Below are 19747 nucleotides of genomic sequence, written 5' to 3' on the forward strand. Positions count from 1 at the left end.
CCCCATGACGAGCAGCCCCATCCGCGTAGTCATCGCCGACGACCAGCAGATGGTCCGGCAGGGCTTCACCGTGCTGCTCAACACCAAGCCCGACATCGAGGTGATCGGCCAGGCGGTCGACGGCCTGGACGCGGTCGCGAAGGTCGCCGAACTCGCCCCCGACGTCGTCCTGATGGACATCCGCATGCCCGAGCTCGGCGGCATCGAGGCCACCCGCCGTATCACCACCAGCACACCCCAGATCAAGGTGCTGGTGCTGACCACCTTCGACCTCGACGAGTACGTGTACGAGGCGCTGCGGGCGGGCGCCTCGGGCTTCCTGCTCAAGGACGCCTCCGCCGACCAACTGGCCGAGGCGGTGAGGGTGGTGGCGGCCGGCGACGCGCTGCTCGCGCCCGGCATCACCCGGCGGCTGATCGCCGAGTTCTCCCGCCTGGACAGCCGGCCCCGCGCCCCCCTCAAGGACCGCGTCGGCGACCTGACCGAACGCGAGACGGAGGTCCTCGCCCTGATCGCGCAGGGCTTGTCGAACGCGGAGATCGCCGAACGCCTCGTGGTGGCCGAGCAGACCGTGAAGACCCATGTGGGCCGCATCCTGGTGAAGCTGGGTCTGCGGGACCGGACGCAGGCGGCGGTGTTCGCGTACGAGTCGGGGCTGGTGCGGCCCGCCGGGTACTGAACGCGGGCCCGTACGGCCGGCACGGCGGTGACCGGGCGCGACCGGCGGGGATACCCGTAGTACCTGAGAGGGACCCGCCAGAACCCCTCTCACTGGGGACGACCACGACACCGCCCTGCGCCTACCGTTCTGTACGTGACCGAGACGACCCACACGCAGACACCGCCACCGGGAGACGGGGCCAAGCCGCGCAGCCCGGAGATCCGGCTGGCCGCGGGCGCCCTGCACGGGCTGCGGCAGGATCTGTTCCACGACGCCTTCGCCTACCGCCCGCTGCGCCGGATGAGCGTCGACGGCCCGCTGACCCGGCGACTTCCCGGCCGCATGCGTGAGTACGCGGCCTGGACCCCGCACGCCTTGATCGCCGCAGCGGCCCTGCTCACGATGGCCATCGCCACCGTCGACACCAGCGGCCCGGCCCTGCTGCTCGGCCCGCTCTGCGTGATCCCCGTCCTGCTGACCATGGCCCGGCCCGTCGGGGCGTTCTGGCTGTCCATGGCCGCCACCCCGATCGTCGCGGCGCTCAGCGGCAGCTGGGGCGACTGGCCGTGGATGCCCGGCGCCTTCGCCTGCCATCTGACCGTGCTGACGGTCGTGGCCGTGCGCACCAGGCCGCGTACGGCGGCGTGGATGTGGGCGCTGACGGCGGCGTACGGCCTCCTGGCGGAAGCCGGCTTCGGCCCGAGCTACTACTACGGCACGAACACCGGCCCCATGCTGGTCGTCTCCGCGATGGTCCTGCTCTGCGTCGCCGTCTGGCACATACGCCGCGAGGCCAAGGAAGAGGTCACCGCCCAGCAGACCGAGACCGCGCAGGAGCGCTCCCGGCGCACGCTGCTGGAGGAGCGCACGACGATCGCCCGGGAGCTGCACGACGTGGTCGCCCACCACATGTCGGTCGTCGCCATCCAGGCCGAGGCCGCCCCCTACCGCGTGGAGAACCCCCCGCCGGAGCTGGAGAAGGCCTTCGCCACCATCCGGGAGAACGCGGTGGCGGCCCTCACCGAGCTGCGCCGCGTCCTGGGCGTCGTCCGCGCCGAGGACTACGAGGCCCCGGACGCCCCGCAGCCCACCCTCGCCGACCTGGACGCGCTGCTGGCGAATGTGCGGGACGCGGGACTGAGCGTCGAGAAGGCGGTGACCGGCGCGGTGCGGGAGCTGCCGCCCGGTGTGGAGCTGTCGGCCTACCGGATCGTGCAGGAGGCGCTGAGCAACAGCCTGCGGCACGCGCCCGGCGCGAGCGCCCGCGTGGAGATCGGCTACGTCCTCGGCGGCCTCGGCCTGCGCATAGTCAACGGCCCGCCGCCCGCGTCGGCCCTGGTCAAACCCTCCCCGGGCGCCGGGCACGGCATCACCGGTATGCGGGAGCGCGTCTCCATGCTGAACGGCGAGATGACGGCGGGCCGGACGGACGACGGCGGCTATGAGGTGACGGTGTTCCTGCCGGTCGCCGCGACGACCGAGGACGGCTCATGACCATCCGCGTGCTGATCGCGGACGACCAGATGATGGTGCGCGAGGGCTTCTCGGTCCTGTTGAACGCGATGCCGGACATCGAGGTCGTCGGCGAGGCGGTCAACGGGCGCGAGGCGGTGGAGCGGGTGCGGGACCTCGCCCCCGACGTGGTGCTGATGGACATCCGCATGCCGGAGCTGAACGGCATCGAGGCGACCCGGGAGATCGTCGCGGCCGACGGGACGGCCAAGGTGCTGGTGCTGACGACCTTCGACCTCGACGAGTACGTGTACCAGGCGCTGCGCGCGGGAGCCTCGGGCTTCCTCCTCAAGGACGCCTCGGCGCGCCAGCTCGCCGACGGCGTGCGCGTGGTGGCGGCCGGCGAGGCGCTGCTCGCCCCGTCGGTCACCAAGCGGCTGATCACCGAGTTCTCCAAGCTGTCCGACTCCCCGCGCCTGATGTCCTCCGCGCACGCGGCGTACGGGGAGCTGACCGAGCGGGAGACGGAGGTGCTGGTCCTGATCGCGCAGGGCCTGTCGAACGCGGAGATCGCCGAGCGGCTGGTGGTCGCCGAGTCGACGATCAAGACCCACGTCAGCCGGATCCTGGTGAAGCTGGGGCTGCGGGACCGTACGCAGGCGGCGGTGTTCGCGTACGAGGCGCGGCTGGTCACGCCCGGCTGAGCCGGCCCGCCGCCCGGGCCACGGCGGGGGACACCCCTGGTCAGACAGGGGGAGGCCGGGCTAACGTCCGTGCATGGCAGCTCCTTCCGCCCTCGCCTTCGACCCGTGGGACCCGGCGTTCCTGGCCGACCCGTACCCCGCCTACGCCGAGCTGCGTGCCCGGGGCCGGGTGCACTACTTCGAGCCCACCGACCAGTGGCTGGTGCCGCACCACGCGGACGTCTCGGCGCTGCTGCGCGACCGCCGGCTGGGCCGGACGTACCAGCACCGGTTCACCCATGAGGAGTTCGGGCGGACGGCGCCGCCGCCGGAGCACGAGCCGTTCCACGTCCTCAACGACCACGGGATGCTCGATCTGGAGCCGCCGGACCACACCCGGATCAGGCGGCTGGTGTCGAAGGCGTTCACGCCGCGCACGGTGGAGCGGCTGAAGCCGTATGTGCGGGGGCTGGCCGGGGACCTGGTGTCGGCGCTGGTCGAGAAGGGCGGCGGGGATCTGCTGACGGACGTGGCGGAGCCGTTGCCGGTCGCGGTGATCGCCGAGATGCTGGGCATCCCGGAGTCGGACCGGGCTCAGCTGCGGCCCTGGTCGGCGGACATCTGCGGGATGTACGAGCTGAACCCGTCGCAGGAGACGGCGGCGAAGGCGGTCCGTGCCTCGGTGGAGTTCTCGGAGTACCTCCTGGAGCTGATCGCGGCCCGCCGCGAGGAGCCCGGCGACGACCTGATCTCGGGCCTGATCGCGGCGTACGACGAGGGCGACCGCCTCACCGAGCAGGAGATGATCTCGACGGCGGTCCTGCTGCTGAACGCCGGCCACGAGGCCACGGTGAACGCCACGGTCAACGGCTGGTGGGCGCTGTTCCGCAACCCCGACCAGCTCGCGGCCCTGCGCGCGGACCACTCCCTGGTCCCGTCGGCCATCGAGGAGCTGATGCGCTACGACACCCCGCTCCAGCTCTTCGAGCGCTGGGTGCTGGACGAGATCGAGATCGACGGCACGACGATCCCGCGCGGCGCGGAGATCGCGATGCTCTTCGGCTCCGCCAACCACGACCCCGAGGTCTTCACCGACCCCGACCGCCTGGACCTCACCCGCGAGGAGAACCCGCACATCTCCTTCAGCGCCGGCATCCACTACTGCATCGGCGCTCCGCTGGCCCGCATCGAGCTGGCGGCGTCCATGACGGCGTTGCTGGAACAGGCGCCGACGCTGCGGCTGGCGGTAGAGCCGGAGCGGAAGCCGAACTTTGTGATCCGGGGGTTGGAGGGGTTGCGCGTCGAGGTGGGATGATCACTCGTTCGGCTGATCGCTGAGCGAATCCCGGTCGATGGTCGGCGGTGGCTCGTCAAGCTGGTGCCTGCCTGCGAAGGGAGGCACCATGACGGTTATGGCAGAGCGTGCGTCAGATCAGATGTCGGTGGACCTGTTCGAGCGGATCGCCGAATTCGCTGCCCGTGAGGACGAGACCGTCAGCTTCGAGTTCATCGGCGGACGGATCGAGGTCAAGAAAGTGGCGGACGCCAGGCATGGCGAGATCGCGATGTGGCTGGTCTTCGAGTGCAAGCGGGCCCGGCCCGAACTCACCCTCTATGTAGCGAACCAAGGGCTGAAGGTGGAGGCATACCGGAAGGGTCGCGCGCTGCCTGACGCCGTGCTTGCACCTGTGGGTTACTTCAACCGCGAAGGCGACTGGACCGATCCCGACGGCGTGCTGATGGCCGTAGAGATCACGTCGTACGACTCGGACACCCACAAACGCGACCGCGTGGATAAGCCCCGGGCGTACGCCGAGGCGGGCATCCCGGTCTATCTGCTGATCGACCGGGACAACCTCTCGGTTCTTGTGCACAGCAACCCGAACCCGGAGTTCGGCTACCAGGACATCCACGTGGCCAGGCTCGGCGACAAGTTTGCTCTCCCTGATCCGGTCGGCATCGAACTCGACACCGAGGAATTGAAGCAGTACGTCGACTGAACCGGTCAGGTCGTCATGTCCCGGCGGCGCAGGCCGGTCAGCCCCACTGCGACCAGTGCCGCCGCCAGCCCCAACAGGACCAGCACCGGCCCCCACTCCATCCCCCCGCCCGGCAGCTTCGGCAGATGCCCGAACGGCGACAGGTCCAGCACCGCCTGCGGAACATCCAGCGCGGGCCCCACCCAGCCGATCAGCAGTACCGCGCCGGCCACGCCCCACGCCGCCATCGCGGCCCGCGGCAGCACCCCGTACAGCAGGACCGCCAGCCCGCCGATGACCCACACCGCCGGGAGCTGGACCAGGCAGGCTCCCAGGAGCGGGCCGACCTGCTTGCCGTAGCCGACGGCGAAACCCAGGCCCGCGAGCAGCATGATCAGTGCGGAGCCCGCGAAGGCGATCACCAGGTGGCCCGCCGCCCAGCGGAGCCGCCCCACCGCGTTGGCCAGCACCGGTTCCGCCCGCAGCGAGGTCTCCTCGCCGTGCAGCCGCAGCACCGACGCCACGACGTACAGCGCGGCGATCAGGCCGAGCATCCCGACCATCGACGCCAGGAACGCGTCCGTGATGCCCGACTGCCCGCCCATCCGCCGGAAGATCTCGCGGGCGTTGTCGTTGTCGCCGACCAGGTCGGCCACCCCGTCGGTCAGCCCGCCGTAGACGACCCCGGCGAGGAAGAAGCCGATGCCCCAGCCGAGCACGCTGCCGCGCTGCAGCCGCCAGGCCAGCGCACCCGCCGTGCCGAGGCGGCCGTCGGCCGGTCCTGGCCGGGTGGGCAGGAAGCTCATGCCCACGTCCCGGCGCCCGGCGAGTGCGTACGCCACCGCGCCCTGCGCCGAGGCCGCCGCCGCGAACAGCAGCAGCACCCACCAGCGCTCGTCCGCGAAGGCCCGCAGGTTCTCCAGCCAGCCCAGCGGTGACACCCACGTCAGCGCCGACGAACCGTCGTCCGACGCCGAGTCGCCCGCCGCGCGCAGCACGAACGCGGCGCCCAGCAGCCCCGCCGTCAGCCCCCGCGCCAGCCGGGCGCTCTCCGTGAACTGGGCGACGATCGCCGCCAGCGTCGCGAAGACCATGCCGACCCCGGCGAGGCCGAGCCCGAGGGCGAGCGCCCCGGAGGCGCCCTGGCCGGACAGCCCGGCCGTGACCAGCAGGGCCAGTACGGCGTTCGCGACCGCCGCCGTCAGCAGTGCGGCCGTCAGGGAGGCCCGGCGGCCCACCATGCCGGACGCCACCAGCTCCTGGCGGCCGCTCTCCTCCTCGTCCCGGGTGTGCCGTACGACGAGGAGGAGGCTCAGCACGGCCGCGAGCGCGCCCGCGTACACGCCGACGCGCCAGGCCGTGAGGGCGCCGACCGAGTCGTCGAAGACGGGGCCGATCAGGGCGCGGAAGGAGGCGTTGGCCGCCGTGTCCCGCACGAGGCCGGCGCGTTCGGCCGGGGTGGCGTACAGGTTCTCCAGCGTGTTCGGCATGGAGAGGATCATCAGCGCGTTCACCGCCACCCACACCGGGATCATCAGCCGGTCGCGGCGCAGCGCGAAGCGCAACAGCGTGCCGGTGCCCGCCAGTTGGCGCGAGCGTGTCGGCCGTACCGCGAGCGCCGTGGTGGTCATCGGGCCACCTCGCTCATGTCCGCCTGGTAGTGCCGCAGGAACAGCTCCTCCAGCGTCGGCGGCGTCGACGTCAGCGACCGCACGCCGGACTCGCTGAGCGAGCGCAGGACGGCGTCGAGTTTGTCGGTGTCGACCTGCAGCCGGACGCGGCGGCCCCGCACGTCGAGGTCGTGGACCCCGGGGAGGTGCGACAACCCGTCGGGCGGGCCCGCCAGTTCGGCCGTGACGCTGGTCCGGGTCAGATGGCGCAGGTCGGCGAGCGAACCGCTCTCGACCGTACGGCCCTTGCGGATGATGCTCACCCGGTCGCAGAGCTCCTCGACCTCGCTGAGGATGTGACTCGACAACAGGACGGTTCGGCCCCTGTCCCGCTCCTCCTCGACACAGCGCTGGAAGACCTCCTCCATCAGCGGGTCCAGGCCCGAGGTCGGCTCGTCGAGGATCAGCAGGTCCACGTCCGAGGCGAACGCGGCGACCAGGGCGACCTTCTGCCGGTTGCCCTTGGAGTACGTGCGGCCCTTCTTCGTCGGGTCCAGCTCGAAGCGTTCGACCAGCTCGGCGCGGCGCCGCCGGTCGAGGCCGCCGCGCAGCCGGCCGTAGAGGTCGATGACCTCGCCGCCGGAGAGGTTGCGCCACAGGGTGACGTCGCCGGGCACGTAGGCGATCCGGCGGTGCACCTCCACGGCGTCCGTCCAGGGGTCGCGGCCGAGCACCTGCGCGGCGCCCGAGTCGGCGCGCAGCAGGCCGAGCAGGACGCGGATGGTGGTGGACTTGCCGGCGCCGTTGGGGCCGAGGAAGCCGTGGACCTCGCCGGTCTCGACATCCAGGTCGAGGCCGTCGAGCGCGTGCGTCCTGCCGAACGACTTGTGCAGTGCGGAGACCGTGATTGCCCTCGTCATTCTTCAGAACGTACGCTTCTTTCAGAAATTTGTGAAGTTAAGGAAGCGTATGAATCGTGGATAGGATGGGCGCATGAGGGAATCAGCGCAGGCCGGGCGGGACGCAGAGGCCGTGTCGAAGTTCGTGGAGTCCTTCGCGGCGCAGCTCGTCGAGGCCGGGATGCAGCGCATGGCCGCCCGCGTCTTCGCCGCGCTGCTCTCCTCCGACAAGGGCGTGCTCACCTCCGCCGAACTGAGCGAACAGCTGCAGATCAGCCCCGCGGCGGTCTCCGGAGCGGTGCGTTATCTGGCCCAGACGCACATGGTGTCGCGGGAGCGGGAGCCCGGTTCGCGCCGGGAGCGCTATCGGGTCCACGGTGACCAGTGGTACGAGGCCCTGACCAACCGTGAAGCCGTCATCAAGCGGTGGGAGGGCGCTCTGCGCGAGGGCGTCAACAGTCTCGGCCCCGATACCCCGGCGGGCCGCCGCATGGCCGAGACGCTCGCCTTCTTCGAGTTCATCGAGGGCGAGATCGCGGCGATGATGGAGCGGTGGCGGGCGCACCGCGAGAGGACCTTCGGGCAGGGCTGACCCTCGGCTGACCGGGGCCCGCCCCGGAGTGCCCGGGATCGTCCCGCCCCCGGGATCGTCCCGCACCCGGGATCCTCCCGCTCACCCCTCCGGCAGCACCAGCCTGAGCCCGCCTTCCCCCACGGTCCACGTCCGTCTGCGCAGCGGCCCCGACACCGTCGCGTCCGCCGCGTACCGGAAGTGCGCCCCCGAGACGGTCACGGTCCGCCCCTCGGCCCGCAGCGGGGAGGCCTCCGCGCCCACCGAGGCCGGCCGTACCTCCACCGCGGCCACCCCGGCGGCTCCCGGGGTCACCGACACCGCCTCCACCGGCTGGCCGAGGTCCACCAGCGTCGCCCCGTCGACCTCGACCCGCAGCCGCGACGGCCCGGACCCGGCAGGGGAGGGAGGCCGGGCCGGCACGAGGGTCCGTACGAGGGACTGACAGGTCCGCAGCCACGGCCGCCCGGCACCCGACCCCACCGCGGTGGCCCCGGCCGGCGCGGCCGGGTCCCGTATCGGAGGGATCCGCAGCGCGCCAAGGACCACCCCGTCACTGTCGTCGACGAGCAGATCCAGCCGCCGCTCCACCCCGTCCAGCACCGCCCGGGCCGCCGCCACCGCCCCCGTCGGCACGCCGAGGGATCCGGCCAGCGACAGCGCGCCCCCGACCGGCACCACGGACAGCACGCATTCGGCCAGCTCCCGCCGCCGGTGCAAAAGCGACACCGCCCGCATCAGAGCCCGGTCGTCACCGACGACCACGGGCCGCCGCGAGCCGCGCCGCGCCAGTGCCCGGGCGAACTCGTCCGGCCCCTCCGGCAGGCACACCTTTGTCGCCGCACCCGCGCTGAGCACGTCTTTCGCGATCCTGACGGACTCCCCGTCCGTCCTCCGAGCGACCGGATCGATCACCACCAGCAGCTGATCGGACATCGCGAAAGTCGCCACCTCGGCCATGCCTCGCTTCCTCGGGTAGCATCTTTGTGCAAGAGCCCCTTGCGCTATTGCGCCAGGGGCTTCGTCTATTCCGGGGCCATCCGGTCGACGGTTCGCGGCCAATGAAGATCGCGGCCGGTCGTGGTGCACGCGGCGGAAACCCTACGCGTACACCCCTGACCTTGGACATGCCCCGCCCGGAAGGGGTGTACGCGCGTGCCCGCACTTGTGCTGCTCGGTGCTCAGTGGGGTGACGAAGGCAAGGGAAAGGCGACGGACCTGCTAGGCGGATCCGTCGACTACGTGGTGCGATACCAGGGCGGCAACAACGCCGGCCACACGGTAGTCGTGGGTGATCAGAAGTACGCCCTCCACCTTCTCCCTTCCGGAATCCTCTCGCCGGGGTGTACCCCGGTCATCGGCAACGGCGTCGTCGTCGACCCGTCGGTCCTGCTCTCCGAGCTGAGCGGGCTGAACGAGCGCGGCGTCGACACGTCGAAGCTCCTCATCAGCGGAAACGCGCACATCATCACGCCTTACAACGTGACCGTCGACAAGGTGACGGAGCGCTTCCTCGGCAAGCGGAAGATCGGCACCACCGGCCGCGGCATCGGCCCGACCTACGCCGACAAGATCAACCGCGTCGGCATCCGCGTCCAGGACCTCTACGACGAGTCGATCCTGACGCAGAAGGTCGAGGCGGCCCTCGACGTCAAGAACCAGATCCTCACCAAGCTCTACAACCGCCGCGCGATCGCCGTCGAGCAGGTCGTCGAGGAGCTGCTGGGCTACGCCGCGAAGATCGAGCCGTACGTCGCCGACACCGTCCTGGTCCTCAACCAGGCCCTTGAGGACGACAAGGTGGTCCTCTTCGAGGGCGGCCAGGGCACGCTGCTCGACATCGACCACGGGACCTATCCCTTCGTCACGTCCTCCAACCCCACGGCGGGCGGTGCGTGCACGGGCGCGGGCGTGGGTCCGACGAAGATCAGCCGCGTGATCGGCATCCTCAAGGCGTACACCACCCGCGTCGGTGCCGGCCCGTTCCCGACCGAGCTCTTCGACGAGGACGGCGAGGCGCTGCGCCGCATCGGCGGCGAGCGGGGCGTGACGACCGGCCGTGACCGCCGCTGCGGCTGGTTCGACGCGGTCATCGCCCGCTACGCGACCCGCGTGAACGGCCTGACCGACTTCTTCCTCACCAAGCTGGACGTCCTGACCGGCTGGGAGCAGATCCCGGTCTGCGTGGCGTACGAGATCGACGGCAAGCGCGTCGAGGAGCTCCCGTACTCCCAGACCGACTTCCACCACGCGAAGCCGGTCTACGAGATGCTGCCGGGCTGGAGCGAGGACATCAGCAAGGCCAAGTCCTTCTCCGACCTGCCGAAGAACGCCCAGGCGTACGTCAAGGCGCTGGAGGAGATGTCCGGCGCGCCGATCTCCGCGATCGGTGTGGGGCCGGGCCGGGACGAGACGATCGAGATCAACTCGTTCCTGTAGGCCTGTAGGCCTGTAGGCCTGTAGGCCAGTGGGCCTTGGTTCCGGTCAGTTCGAAAAGCTGCGCCGCGTCCGACTCCCGGGCGCGGCGCAGCTTTGTGTGTACAGGGCCTTCTCGACTACCGGACGGTGGCCAACCTCAGTCTGCGCACCTGAGTCGTGTAAAGAGCCGCAGACCACCAGTACAACCCGGCCCCCCAGATGGCCAGCGCCCATCCAAAAATGCGCGCAAACTGAGCCAACGAATCCCCGCCGTCGGCCAACAGGAGCAGTGGGAATGCGTACATGAGGTTGAAGGTGGCCGCTTTTCCGATGAAATTGACCTTGAGTGGACCGTATCCGATCCGCCGCAGGGTGGCGATATTCAGGGCCATGAATACGTCACGTGCGAGAAGCAGGACCAGGAACCACCAGGGAATGATATCCCGCAAGACCAGTGCAAGCAGCGTAGAAATCGTGTACAGCCGGTCGGCCGCGGGATCCAGGATTTGGCCGAGGCGAGTTATCTGATTCCAGCGGCGAGCTAGTTTCCCGTCAAGGTAGTCGGTGATACCGCTGACCACCAGAAGAGCAATAGCCCATTCGTCAAGGCTCGGGTTTCCGAAGTAGGGCTGGAGGACGAGCCACAAAAATACTGGAACCCCAGCGACGCGCAGGGCGCTCAAGGCGTTCGGGATCGTCAACACCTTGTCCAGGCGATCCTCTTCCACTTCCCGGCCTCCAACTGGGGCACCCAGGGCCCGAAATTTTCATTCCAAAGCAGACAGTACTTGATCTTATCAGAGTCCCCGTGCTATTCGAGGTCGCATGTTGGCATTTTAGGCCATAGCTGGACATTGGTGGCAATATTTCGAGATCTTGCAGTATGAAATCAGTACCTGTTAGATTGCCTGTACGTCGCCTGACCAGCGACATCTTTCATAAGGGGGTATTTCATGAACATGAGGCGCCTGACTGTGGTCCTGTCGACCACCGCGCTTACGTCTGCCGTCTTGCTGGCTGCTTCAGGTAGCGCCGTCGCGGCAAATCGGGTCACTTGGAAGAACGCCGCAACCGGCCGCTATCTCAGCATGGACACCGGCATCACCGGCACTGGGACCAAGGTGGTCACCGACGAGCGGAATGCCGGCGGATGGGTCGAGTCCAAGAACTCCGACGGCTCGTTCACTATTAAGTACGACGGCTTCAGCACGGGAGACAAGTGCCTGGACAGTAACGCCAGGGGGTCCGTCTACGGGATTTCCTGCAATGGCGGAAACAATCAGAAGTGGTTCGAAACGAAGACTTCCACCGGGTGGCGCCTGAAGAACAAGGCGACCGGACGCATCCTGGACAGCAACGCGTCCGGGTCTGTCTACACGAAGCCCGACAACGGTGGTAAGTATCAGCGTTGGCTCTGACACCTGCCAATGAAGGCGGCCCAGGCCTTGCCGGAGGCGGTGAGGTTTGGGCCGTCGGGGTTCTTGGAGTCGCGGATGTGGATGGTGGTGGCGTGGGGGCAGGTGGCGACTTCGAGGCAGGCGCCGCCGCTGCTGTCGCTGTAGCTCGACTTGAACCAGCGAAGGTTTCCGGTGCCGGTCATCGTTCCTCTCCTGCCAACCGCTCGATGAAAGCCAGTGATTCGTCGGGACTCAGGGCCTGTGAGCGGATCCTCGCATAGCGGTGCGCCAGTTGGGACACCTCGGCCGGATCGCTGACCAGAATCCCTTGGTCCTCGACCTCCAAGTACACGACGTGCTCATGGTCCTTGGTCTCCACGAGGTGCATGGGGCCGCAGGCCCCCGCGTATGTCCCGCGCAACCCGCGTTCCAGGGGCAGCACAGCACCAGACAAGCCTCGACATGCGCGGCCGCCGAGAAGGTGGTATACCGCCGGTATACTGTCCTCATGGCTGACACCACGATCAAGGTCGACCCCTCTGTCCGGGACCGTCTCCAGGAGCTGGCCCGGGAGCGCGGGATGAGCATGCGGGACTTCGTGGCGGAGCTGGCCGGGGCCACACCCACCAAAGAAGAGCTGCGCAAGCGGTACGAGGAGACCAGGGCGTACGTCGAGGAGCACTTCCTGGGCAGGCCGTACACCGACGAGGACCAGAAGGCCGGCGAGAAGCTGTGGGCCGACCTGGAAGCCGGACGCATCGGAGAGGTCCAGTGACTGACGAGGAGCGGTACCCGCTGCCGCGTGCCGTCATCTTCGACGACACAGCCGCGCTCGCCCTCGGCGGGGGGAACGTCATGGCCTCGCGGCTCGTGGTCGAGGCCGAGAAGGATCCCGCCCTGCGGGTCTACATCCCGGCGCTCAGCCTTGCCGCCGCCGAGCGCGAGCGGGCCGGAGTCGCCGAGCACCTGGGTGCGCTGCCGTCCGTCAACGTCGAAGGGCTCGACTTCGCGGCCGCTGCCGCCGTGGGCAAGCGCCTGCGGACGGCCGGCGCCGAGGACGAGGGCAAGGACGAGCCGGACTGGAGCGGCGCACATGTGCTGCACCTCGCGCTGCCCACCGTCGAGTGGCCACGCGGGCGTCCCGTCCTGACCAGGACGCCGACTCGCTACCGGGGCACAGGCATCCGCACCATCCGCATCGTCGAGCAGCCCTGACCCGACCGATGGAGGGCGCCCGCCGGATGCCCTCCCCTCGTGCCGCTGCTTCCGATGGACCAGTGAGCGAGCGAAGTGCGCACACCGCCCATAGCGTGAGGCCAAGAACGACCAGAAGAAAGGTGCGTGCCATGCGCATGCTGCTCAAGGCCAACATCGACACCGAGAAGTCCAACGACCTCATCCGCAGCGGCAAGATGCCCCAGGTGGTCCAGGAGATCCTGGAGAACGTCAAGCCGGAGGCCTCCTACTTCACCGTCGACCAGGGGCAGCGCACCATGCTCCTGTTCTTCGACATGAAGGAAAGCTCCCAGATGCCCCCGATCGCGGAGCGCCTCTTCCTGGAACTGGACGCCAGGGTGGATTACACGCCGGTCATGAACCCCGACGACCTGCAGAAGGGGCTGTCCGAGCTGCGCCTCAGCTGAAGACGATCATCGACCCCTGCGCCAGACTCCGCGTCGCCGCCGCGTGCAGCCCCAGCCAGACATGCCGTTCGCGGGCGAAGGGGCTCGGGTCGTAGGGGGCGGCACCGGCCGGTTCCTCCAGGGCCGTGGGCGCCAGCGGGGGCTGGGGGGCCGCCGGAGGGTTGGCCGGGTCGATGCCGATCACCGGGGCCACGAACTCCAGCTCCCGCAGCAGGGACTGGGAGGAGCCCAGCGGGCCGCCGCCGGCCAGGAGTTCGTCGTTGGCGAGCGGGTTGGGGAAGTCGACGGGGACGTAGGCGCCCGCGTGGTCGTAGTGCCAGACCAGGTGCGACTGCTGGGCCGTCGTCTCGAACATCTCCAGGAGCTGCTCGTAGTCGCCGCCCAGTTCGTCGACCGGGGTGACCGGCAGGCCGCAGACCTGGAGCAGGTACGCGCGGCGCAGGAAGTGCAGCGCGTCGTAGTCGAAGCCGGCGACCGGGGCGACGTCTCCGGACAGGCCCGGCATGTACTGGTACACCGGCACCGGCGGCAGCCCGGCCTCGGCGAGCACCTTGTTGTATTGCGCGAGTTCCTCGGCGAAGGGGTTGTCGGGCGTGTGGCACAACACGTCGACGAGCGGTACCAGCCACAGGTCACAGGCCAAAAGAGGGCTCCTCGCATAGCACGTTGGTCAGGGCAGGGTAATCGGTGCGGCGCGGGGTCGGCTCCCCTCGTGCAGGTCCCATACCCACACTCCGGCGACCCACCTCCCGGTCGGCCCCTCAGCTTCTGCACGGTCCGCCGTTCTCCGGCGTGCTCCGGGAGTTCGCGCACCCGCTGCCAGGCGCAGCCGGTCCCCGGCCCGTCTCGCCGGACGGCGTGGCCTTCGCGGCGGTGGCCGGCTCCCCCCGCGTCGCTCATCCGGCCGCCAGGCGCTCGATCAGGGCGAGGGACTCCGCGTCGTAGGCGGCGATGATCGAGCGGGCGGTGGGCAGGTCGCGGCGCATCAGGGCGTCGACCAGCTCGGTGTGCCGGGACCACAGGTGGCCGCGCAGATCGTCCAGGCGGCGCAGGTGCTGGACCGCGCAGACCCAGGACTGCACGCGCAGCCGGTGCAGGAAGTCGGCGAGGTAGGGGTTGCCGAAGAGGGCGCCGAGTTCGCGCCAGAAGCGCAGGTCGTAGCCGATGAGGACGGTGAGGTCGCCGGCGGCGGCGGCGCGCTGTGCCTCGTCGGCGCGGCGGCGTACGCCGAGGACGGCGGCGTGGACGCGTGGGTCGTCGGGGTCCCGGTGGCTCGCGCGGTCGGTGGCCAGGACCTGGAACATGCCGTCGGTGACCAGGCCGCGGGCCTCGACGATGCCGCGGTAGTCCGCCACGGAGTACTCGTGCACACGGAAGCCGCGGTGCTGGTCGGCTTCGAGGAGGCCCTGCGCGGAGAGGTCGACGAGCGCTTCGCGGACCGGCGTCGCGGAGACGCCGTACTGCTCGGCGATCTCCTTGACGGTGAACTCGCGCCCCGCCTGCAGCCGCCCGGCCAGCACTTCGTCCCGCAGCGCGTCCGCGATCTGCTGCCGCAGGGTGCTCCGCGTGACGGAGCCGTTGCCGCCGATGCCGGGCATGGTCAGGGCGTCTCCCGTTCGTCGCGATGAGGTGGCGTGCGTGTCTTCGCGTGCACGTATATGTCTACGAGCACGCCACCTTACGCGTTCGGGCCCGGGGGAGGTTTCTGTGGGGAACGGCTGGTTTTCTCGCCCCCGCCGCGCCTGCCCGTCCCATCCCTGAAGGGGCTGGGGGCCTGCGGCCCCCAGCTCCCTGCTTCGGCCCCTGAACGGCCTCCGTCCTCACCCGCCGGACGGGCCGAAACGATGCCTGACCGGCGCTGACAAGCGCACCGGCCTCCTACTGCGTGTACTCGTCCGCCACCGCCAGCGCAGCGTCCAGCGCCGCCAGGCCTTCCTTCAGCTCGGCCTCGCTCACGTTGCACGGCGGCACGACATGGGTGCGGTTCATGTTCATGAACGGCCAGATACCCCCGGCCTTCGCGGCGGCGCCGAACGCGGCCATCGGGGCGTTGGCCTCACCGGCGGCGTTGTACGGCACCAGCGGCTCGCGGGTCTCCCGGTTCTTCACCAGCTCGACCGCCCAGAACATGCCGACCCCGCGCACCTCGCCGACGCTCGGGTGCCGCTCGGCCAGCTCGCGCAGTGCCGGCCCGACCACCTCGGCGCCCAGCCGGGCGGCGTTCTCGACGATGCCCTCCTCGGCCATGACGTTGATCGTCGCGACGGCGGCGGCGCAGGCCAGCGGGTGTCCGGAGTAGGTCAGCCCGCCCGGGTAGGGCCGCTTGCCGAACGTCTCGGCGACGGCCCCGGAGATGGCGACCCCGCCCAGCGGCACATACCCGGAGTTCACGCCCTTGGCGAAGGTCATCAGGTCCGGCGTGACGTCGAACAGATCCGCCGCGAACCACTCACCGGTCCGCCCGAACCCCGCCATGACCTCGTCCAGGACGAAGACGATGCCGTACTTGTCGCAGATCTCCCGGACGCCCGCCAGGTAGCCGGCCGGCGGCACCATGATCCCGGCCGTCCCGGGAATCGTCTCCAGGATGATCGCGGCGACGGTCGACGGCCCCTCGAAGGCGATCGTCGTCTCCAGGTGCTCCAGCGCCCGCGCGCACTCCTGCTCCTCGGTCTGCGCGTAGAAGCGGGAGCGGTACAGGAAGGGCGCCCAGAAGTGCACGACACCGGCCGTGGCGCTGTCGGAGGCCCAGCGGCGCGGGTCGCCGGTGATGTTCACGGCCTGCTGCGTACCGCCGTGGTACGACCGGTACGCCGACAGCACCTTCGGCCGCCCGGTGTGCAGCCGGGCCATCCGTACGGCGTGCTCGACGGCGTCCGCGCCGCCGTTGGTGAAGAAGATCTTGTCCAGGTCGCCCGGCGTACGCTCGGCGATCAGCCGCGCCGCCTCCGACCGCGCCTCGATGGCGAAGGCGGGCGCGAAGGTGGTCAGGTGTGCGGCCTGCTCCTGTATCGCGGCGACGACCTTCGGGTGCTGGTAGCCGATGTTCGTGTAGACGAGCCCGCTGGTGAAGTCGAGGTAGCGCCTGCCGTCGTAGTCCCAGAAGTACGACCCCTCCGCACCGGCGACGGCGAGCGGGTCGATGAGCTCCTGCGCGGACCAGGAGTGGAAGACATGCGCACGGTCCGCGGCCTTCACGGCGGCGCCGACCTCGGGATCTGGCTGAGGGGTCATGCGGTGAGCGTAGGTATCCGGGACACGGGCGCGATATCGGCGTCCTGTCTGCGGTCGGCCGGTTTCCGCGACAGGTTGTCGACGCGGAGGCAGGCCATGAGTGCCATTGACAGCAGGCTGTCGAAGTGACAGCATTCTGTCATCTTCGAGGTCTCCAGGAGGAACCATGAGCAAGCCCGTGTACCTCGCCGTCTACGACACCCTGGCCGACTGGGAGCCGGGCTACGCCACCGCCCAGCTCGCGCGCGCCGGATACGGGATCCGCACCGTCGGCCCCACCCGCGAGCCCGTCACCACCGTCGGCGGCCTCCGCATCCAGCCCGACCTGGCCCTGGCGGACGTACGGCCGTCCGACGCGTCCCTGCTGATCCTCCCGGGCGCCGACTCGTGGGACGCGGGCGACGAGCTCGCCCCCTTCGCCCGCACGGCCCGCGCCTTCCTGGACGCCGGGGTGCCGGTGGCCGCGATCTGCGGGGCGACGGCCGGGCTGGCGCGTGAGGGCCTGCTCGACGACCGGGACCACACCAGCGCGGTCTCCTTCTACCTGGCCGCGACCGGGTACGGCGGTGCTGAGCGGTACGTCGAGGCCGACGCCGTCACCGACCGGGGGCTCGTCACCGCCGGCCCCACCGAACCCGTCGCCTTCGCCCGGGAGATCCTGCGGCTGCTGAAGGTGTACGACGACGAGGCCGTGGACGCCTGGTACCGCCTCTTCCACGACTCCGACGCGACGGCGTACGGCGTACTGGAGAAGGCCGGGGTGCTGTGAGCCGGGAACGCCAGGAGCTGCTCAGCCGCAGCGCGCTCGGGGTCTTCCGGCTCAACGGCCAGTTCCTCGCGGTCGCCGAGGAGCTGGCCCGGCCGGCCGGGCTGACGGCGTCGTGGTGGCAGGTGCTGGGAGCGGTGCTCGGCGAACCCCTCCCCGTGTCCGGCATCGCCCGCGCGATGGGCATCACCCGGCAGAGCGTGCAGCGCATCGCCGACCTGCTGGTGGACAAGGGCCTCGCCGAGTACCGGCCCAACCCGGCCCACCGCCGCGCGAAACTCCTCGCGCCGACCGAGCAGGGGCGGGCCGCGGTCTCCCGGATCGACCCCGGTCACGCGGCCTTCGCGGACCGGCTGGCGCAGGCCTTCGGGGAGGCGGAACTCGCCGATGCCGTAAGGGTTCTGGAACGGTTGTCGAAGGTGCTCGACCAGATCACCGTTCCTGTTACGGAACCGTAGACGCCGCCCCGTTCACCTCCCCGTATGCCGCACTATCGTGTGGCCGTCGGGTAGACGGGGGTTGGGGGGCGTGCGATGGAGAAACCGGGGGCCGGGGACCCACAGCTGATCGGGGCCTATCGGCTGCTGGCGCGACTGGGCGCGGGCGGCATGGGGGACGTGTTTCTCGCCCGGTCCGACCGTGGCCGTACCGTCGCCGTCAAGCTCGTACGGCGGGAGCTGGCCGCACAGGAGGAGTTCCGGGCCCGGTTCCGGCAGGAGGTGCAGGCCGCGCGGCGGGTCGGCGGGTTCTGGACCGCGCCGGTGCTCGACGCGGACACCGAGGCCGAGGTGCCCTGGGTCGCCACCGGGTACGTCGCCGGGCCCAGCCTCCAGCAGGTCGTCGGGCACGACCACGGGGCGTTGCCCGAGCGGTCGGTGCGGATCCTGGCGGCGGGGCTGGCGCACGCGCTCAAGGACATCCACGCCGCGGGGATAGTGCACCGGGACCTGAAACCGTCCAACGTCCTGGTCACCATCGACGGGCCCCGCGTCATCGACTTCGGGATCGCCCGCGCCCTGGAGACGGTGGGCGAGAGCGGGCTGACCCGCACCGGAGCGCTCGTCGGCTCGCCGGGGTTCATGGCGCCCGAGCAGGTGCGCGGGGACCGGATCACGCCCGCCTGCGACGTGTTCTGCCTGGGCTCGGTGCTCGCGTACGCCGCGACCGGCAAGCTGCCCTTCGGGTCCCTCGACAGCGGCGCCCACGCCGTGATGTTCCGGATCGCCCAGGAGGAGCCCGACCTGGCGGGGATGCCCGAGGGGATCGCCGAGCTGGTGCACGACTGCCTGCGCAAGGATCCGGGGGCCCGGCCGACGCTGGACCGGATCCTGGCGCGTACGGGTGCCGAGGACACCGTCGCCGACGGGCGGTCGCGGGATCCATGGCTGCCGAGTGCGCTGGTCGCGCAGCTGGGGCGGCACGCGGTGCGATTGCTGGACGCGGAGGATCCGGTGGGCCCGGCGCAGGGCGGGTCGGCGGGAGCGGGCTCCGCGGAGCCGACTCCCGCGGCCTCCCCCGAACACGCTCCGGCCGCCGGTGCGACACCGACGGACCAGCTCCCCACCGTGGCCGCCCCGCGGAGCGGGCGGACCGCGCCGCCCGGCCCGGCCGCACCGGCTCATCCGGCGTACGGCTCCCCGCAGCAGCACCCTCAGCAGCCGGCATACGGCTACCCGCCGCCGGACTCCGCTCCGCCGGCCGGCTCGACGCCGCCGTACGGTCCGAATCCGCCGCAGGGGCCGAATGCGCCGTACGGTCCGAATCCGCCGTACGGCCCGGGCCCGTCATACGGCCCCCCTCCGCCGTACGACGCACCCCTGCCGTACCTCCCCGCCGCCCCACCCGAAGCACCCCACCGAAGCGGCCGTTCCACGGTGGCCCTCGTCCTGGTCGCCCTGGTCGTCGCGCTCGGGGCCGGCGGCTCGGTGTACGCCCTCATGAACGGCGGCGGTGACGACCGGGCAGGCGGCGATCCGACCGTCTCCCCGACCGTCTCGACCGCCACCACCGGCCCCTCGCCCTCCGCCCCCACCGCCTCCGCCCCGCCCCCGACCGCATCGGCCCCGGCGGACGGCGTGATCCCGACGGAGTACCTGGGCACCTGGACGGCCTCGATCGACAACACCGGCGGCGAGAACACCCGCCGGCTGACCCTCCGGCAGGGCGAGGTCGGCGACACCGTGCTCACCCTCGTCGCCGACGGCTCCACCGGCAGCGGCAGCTACCACTGCGTCTTCGAGGCGGAACTGGCCCAACCGCCCGGCGAGAACGGCCCGTTGCGGCTCGGCCCGTCCACGGTGACGGCCGGCGAGCCGGCCACCGCCTGCTCGCCGGGCGCCGCCACAGAGGTCACGTTGCTGCCGGACGGCAGGCTGGAACGCGTGAACACGAGCAGCGGGGAGAAACTGACGTACACGCGCCGGTGATGTACGGC

The 19747-nt window shown here is 70.6% G+C and carries 23 protein-coding genes; 14 read left to right on the top strand and 9 right to left on the bottom strand.

The features are described from left to right. Positions 1-4: 4 nt before the first annotated feature. The 5 genes from AQI70_RS08720 to AQI70_RS08740 all read left to right on the top strand — a co-directional run bounded on the left by AQI70_RS08720 (position 5) and on the right by AQI70_RS08740 (position 4796). Complete coding sequence (locus tag AQI70_RS08720) at positions 5-679, top strand: response regulator (RefSeq protein WP_062146124.1); 675 nt, start codon at positions 5-7, stop codon at positions 677-679. A 135-nt stretch (positions 680-814) separates the two neighbouring features. Then, positions 815-2155, top strand: a complete 1341-nt coding sequence (locus AQI70_RS08725) for a sensor histidine kinase (RefSeq protein WP_062146126.1) — start codon at positions 815-817, stop codon at positions 2153-2155. Continuing rightward, positions 2152-2817, top strand: a complete 666-nt coding sequence (locus tag AQI70_RS08730; RefSeq protein ID WP_062146127.1) for a response regulator — start codon at positions 2152-2154, stop codon at positions 2815-2817. The genes AQI70_RS08725 and AQI70_RS08730 overlap by 4 nt, the downstream gene beginning before the upstream one ends. Positions 2818-2890: 73 nt before the next feature. Continuing rightward, positions 2891-4111 carry a cytochrome P450 gene (locus AQI70_RS08735; protein ID WP_062146129.1) on the top strand — a complete coding sequence of 407 codons (1221 nt, stop codon included), beginning with the start codon at positions 2891-2893 and terminating at the stop codon, positions 4109-4111. Between the two features lie 88 nt (positions 4112-4199). Continuing rightward, the gene (locus tag AQI70_RS08740) at positions 4200-4796 is read left to right on the top strand and encodes a Uma2 family endonuclease (RefSeq protein ID WP_062146132.1); all 597 of its coding nucleotides are present in this window, start codon (positions 4200-4202) and stop codon (positions 4794-4796) included. Between the two features lie 5 nt (positions 4797-4801). Here the strand turns inward: AQI70_RS08740 and AQI70_RS08745 are convergent, their stop codons facing one another. Further along, positions 4802-6406: an ABC transporter permease gene (locus AQI70_RS08745; protein WP_062146134.1), complete on the bottom strand. Its 1605-nt coding sequence runs from the start codon at positions 6404-6406 to the stop codon at positions 4802-4804. Then, positions 6403-7305: an ABC transporter ATP-binding protein gene (locus AQI70_RS08750; protein ID WP_062146136.1), complete on the bottom strand. Its 903-nt coding sequence runs from the start codon at positions 7303-7305 to the stop codon at positions 6403-6405. Before AQI70_RS08750 ends, AQI70_RS08745 begins: the two co-directional genes overlap by 4 nt. 73 nt (positions 7306-7378) lie before the next feature. Between AQI70_RS08750 and AQI70_RS08755 the strand changes: the two genes are divergently transcribed. After that, on the top strand, positions 7379-7876 hold the full coding sequence (locus tag AQI70_RS08755) for a GbsR/MarR family transcriptional regulator (protein ID WP_079051200.1): 498 nt from the start codon (positions 7379-7381) through the stop codon (positions 7874-7876). An 81-nt stretch (positions 7877-7957) separates the two neighbouring features. Here AQI70_RS08755 and AQI70_RS08760 read toward each other — a convergent pair whose 3' ends face one another. Then, positions 7958-8815, bottom strand: a complete 858-nt coding sequence (locus tag AQI70_RS08760) for a diacylglycerol kinase family protein (protein WP_062146141.1) — start codon at positions 8813-8815, stop codon at positions 7958-7960. A 195-nt stretch (positions 8816-9010) separates the two neighbouring features. Here AQI70_RS08760 and AQI70_RS08765 point away from each other — a divergent pair, with 195 nt between their 5' ends. Next, a complete protein-coding gene (locus AQI70_RS08765) occupies positions 9011-10294 on the top strand; it encodes an adenylosuccinate synthase (RefSeq protein WP_037887231.1) in 1284 nt (427 codons plus the stop codon). 116 nt (positions 10295-10410) lie between these two features. Here the strand turns inward: AQI70_RS08765 and clsA are convergent, their stop codons facing one another. Beyond that, complete coding sequence (gene clsA, locus AQI70_RS08770) at positions 10411-11028, bottom strand: cardiolipin synthase ClsA (RefSeq protein ID WP_062146143.1); 618 nt, start codon at positions 11026-11028, stop codon at positions 10411-10413. 198 nt (positions 11029-11226) lie between these two features. On the opposite strand from clsA, the gene AQI70_RS08775 reads away from it, so the two are divergent. Continuing rightward, the gene (locus AQI70_RS08775) at positions 11227-11691 is read left to right on the top strand and encodes an RICIN domain-containing protein (protein WP_079051201.1); all 465 of its coding nucleotides are present in this window, start codon (positions 11227-11229) and stop codon (positions 11689-11691) included. Here the strand turns inward: AQI70_RS08775 and AQI70_RS37170 are convergent. Next, positions 11676-11873, bottom strand: a complete 198-nt coding sequence (locus AQI70_RS37170) for a DUF397 domain-containing protein (protein ID WP_079051202.1) — start codon at positions 11871-11873, stop codon at positions 11676-11678. The genes AQI70_RS08775 and AQI70_RS37170 overlap by 16 nt on opposite strands. Then, the gene (locus tag AQI70_RS08780) at positions 11870-12112 is read right to left on the bottom strand and encodes a Scr1 family TA system antitoxin-like transcriptional regulator (protein WP_425264607.1); all 243 of its coding nucleotides are present in this window, start codon (positions 12110-12112) and stop codon (positions 11870-11872) included. Before AQI70_RS08780 ends, AQI70_RS37170 begins: the two co-directional genes overlap by 4 nt. Before the next feature lie 66 nt (positions 12113-12178). On the opposite strand from AQI70_RS08780, the gene AQI70_RS08785 reads away from it, so the two are divergent. The 3 genes from AQI70_RS08785 to AQI70_RS08795 all read left to right on the top strand — a co-directional run bounded on the left by AQI70_RS08785 (position 12179) and on the right by AQI70_RS08795 (position 13313). Then, positions 12179-12445, top strand: coding sequence for a cupin domain-containing protein (locus AQI70_RS08785; RefSeq protein ID WP_062146149.1), 267 nt, complete (start codon positions 12179-12181; stop codon positions 12443-12445). Next, the gene (locus AQI70_RS08790) at positions 12442-12885 is read left to right on the top strand and encodes a PIN domain-containing protein (RefSeq protein ID WP_062146151.1); all 444 of its coding nucleotides are present in this window, start codon (positions 12442-12444) and stop codon (positions 12883-12885) included. Before AQI70_RS08785 ends, AQI70_RS08790 begins: the two co-directional genes overlap by 4 nt. A 131-nt stretch (positions 12886-13016) precedes the next feature. After that, positions 13017-13313 (top strand): hypothetical protein, encoded by a 297-nt coding sequence (locus AQI70_RS08795; RefSeq protein WP_062146153.1) that lies wholly within the window; start codon positions 13017-13019, stop codon positions 13311-13313. Here AQI70_RS08795 and AQI70_RS08800 read toward each other — a convergent pair. From AQI70_RS08800 to AQI70_RS08810, 3 genes are all read right to left on the bottom strand, one after another. After that, a complete protein-coding gene (locus AQI70_RS08800) occupies positions 13306-13956 on the bottom strand; it encodes a phospholipase D-like domain-containing protein (RefSeq protein ID WP_062146155.1) in 651 nt (216 codons plus the stop codon). The genes AQI70_RS08795 and AQI70_RS08800 overlap by 8 nt on opposite strands. Positions 13957-14209: 253 nt before the next feature. Then, positions 14210-14911, bottom strand: a complete 702-nt coding sequence (locus tag AQI70_RS08805) for a GntR family transcriptional regulator (RefSeq protein WP_062146157.1) — start codon at positions 14909-14911, stop codon at positions 14210-14212. A 280-nt stretch (positions 14912-15191) separates the two neighbouring features. Then, positions 15192-16547: an aspartate aminotransferase family protein gene (locus AQI70_RS08810; protein WP_062146159.1), complete on the bottom strand. Its 1356-nt coding sequence runs from the start codon at positions 16545-16547 to the stop codon at positions 15192-15194. 166 nt (positions 16548-16713) lie between these two features. Here AQI70_RS08810 and AQI70_RS08815 point away from each other — a divergent pair, with 166 nt between their 5' ends. From AQI70_RS08815 to AQI70_RS08825, 3 genes are all read left to right on the top strand, one after another. Then, on the top strand, positions 16714-17316 hold the full coding sequence (locus tag AQI70_RS08815) for a type 1 glutamine amidotransferase family protein (RefSeq protein ID WP_062146161.1): 603 nt from the start codon (positions 16714-16716) through the stop codon (positions 17314-17316). Continuing rightward, on the top strand, positions 17313-17771 hold the full coding sequence (locus AQI70_RS08820; protein WP_003999293.1) for a MarR family winged helix-turn-helix transcriptional regulator: 459 nt from the start codon (positions 17313-17315) through the stop codon (positions 17769-17771). The genes AQI70_RS08815 and AQI70_RS08820 overlap by 4 nt, the downstream gene beginning before the upstream one ends. Before the next feature lie 75 nt (positions 17772-17846). Beyond that, the gene (locus AQI70_RS08825) at positions 17847-19739 is read left to right on the top strand and encodes a serine/threonine-protein kinase (RefSeq protein WP_062146162.1); all 1893 of its coding nucleotides are present in this window, start codon (positions 17847-17849) and stop codon (positions 19737-19739) included. Positions 19740-19747: the final 8 nt, after the last annotated feature.

Source organism: Streptomyces curacoi (assembly GCF_001513975.1).
GTDB lineage: Bacteria > Actinomycetota > Actinomycetes > Streptomycetales > Streptomycetaceae > Streptomyces > Streptomyces curacoi.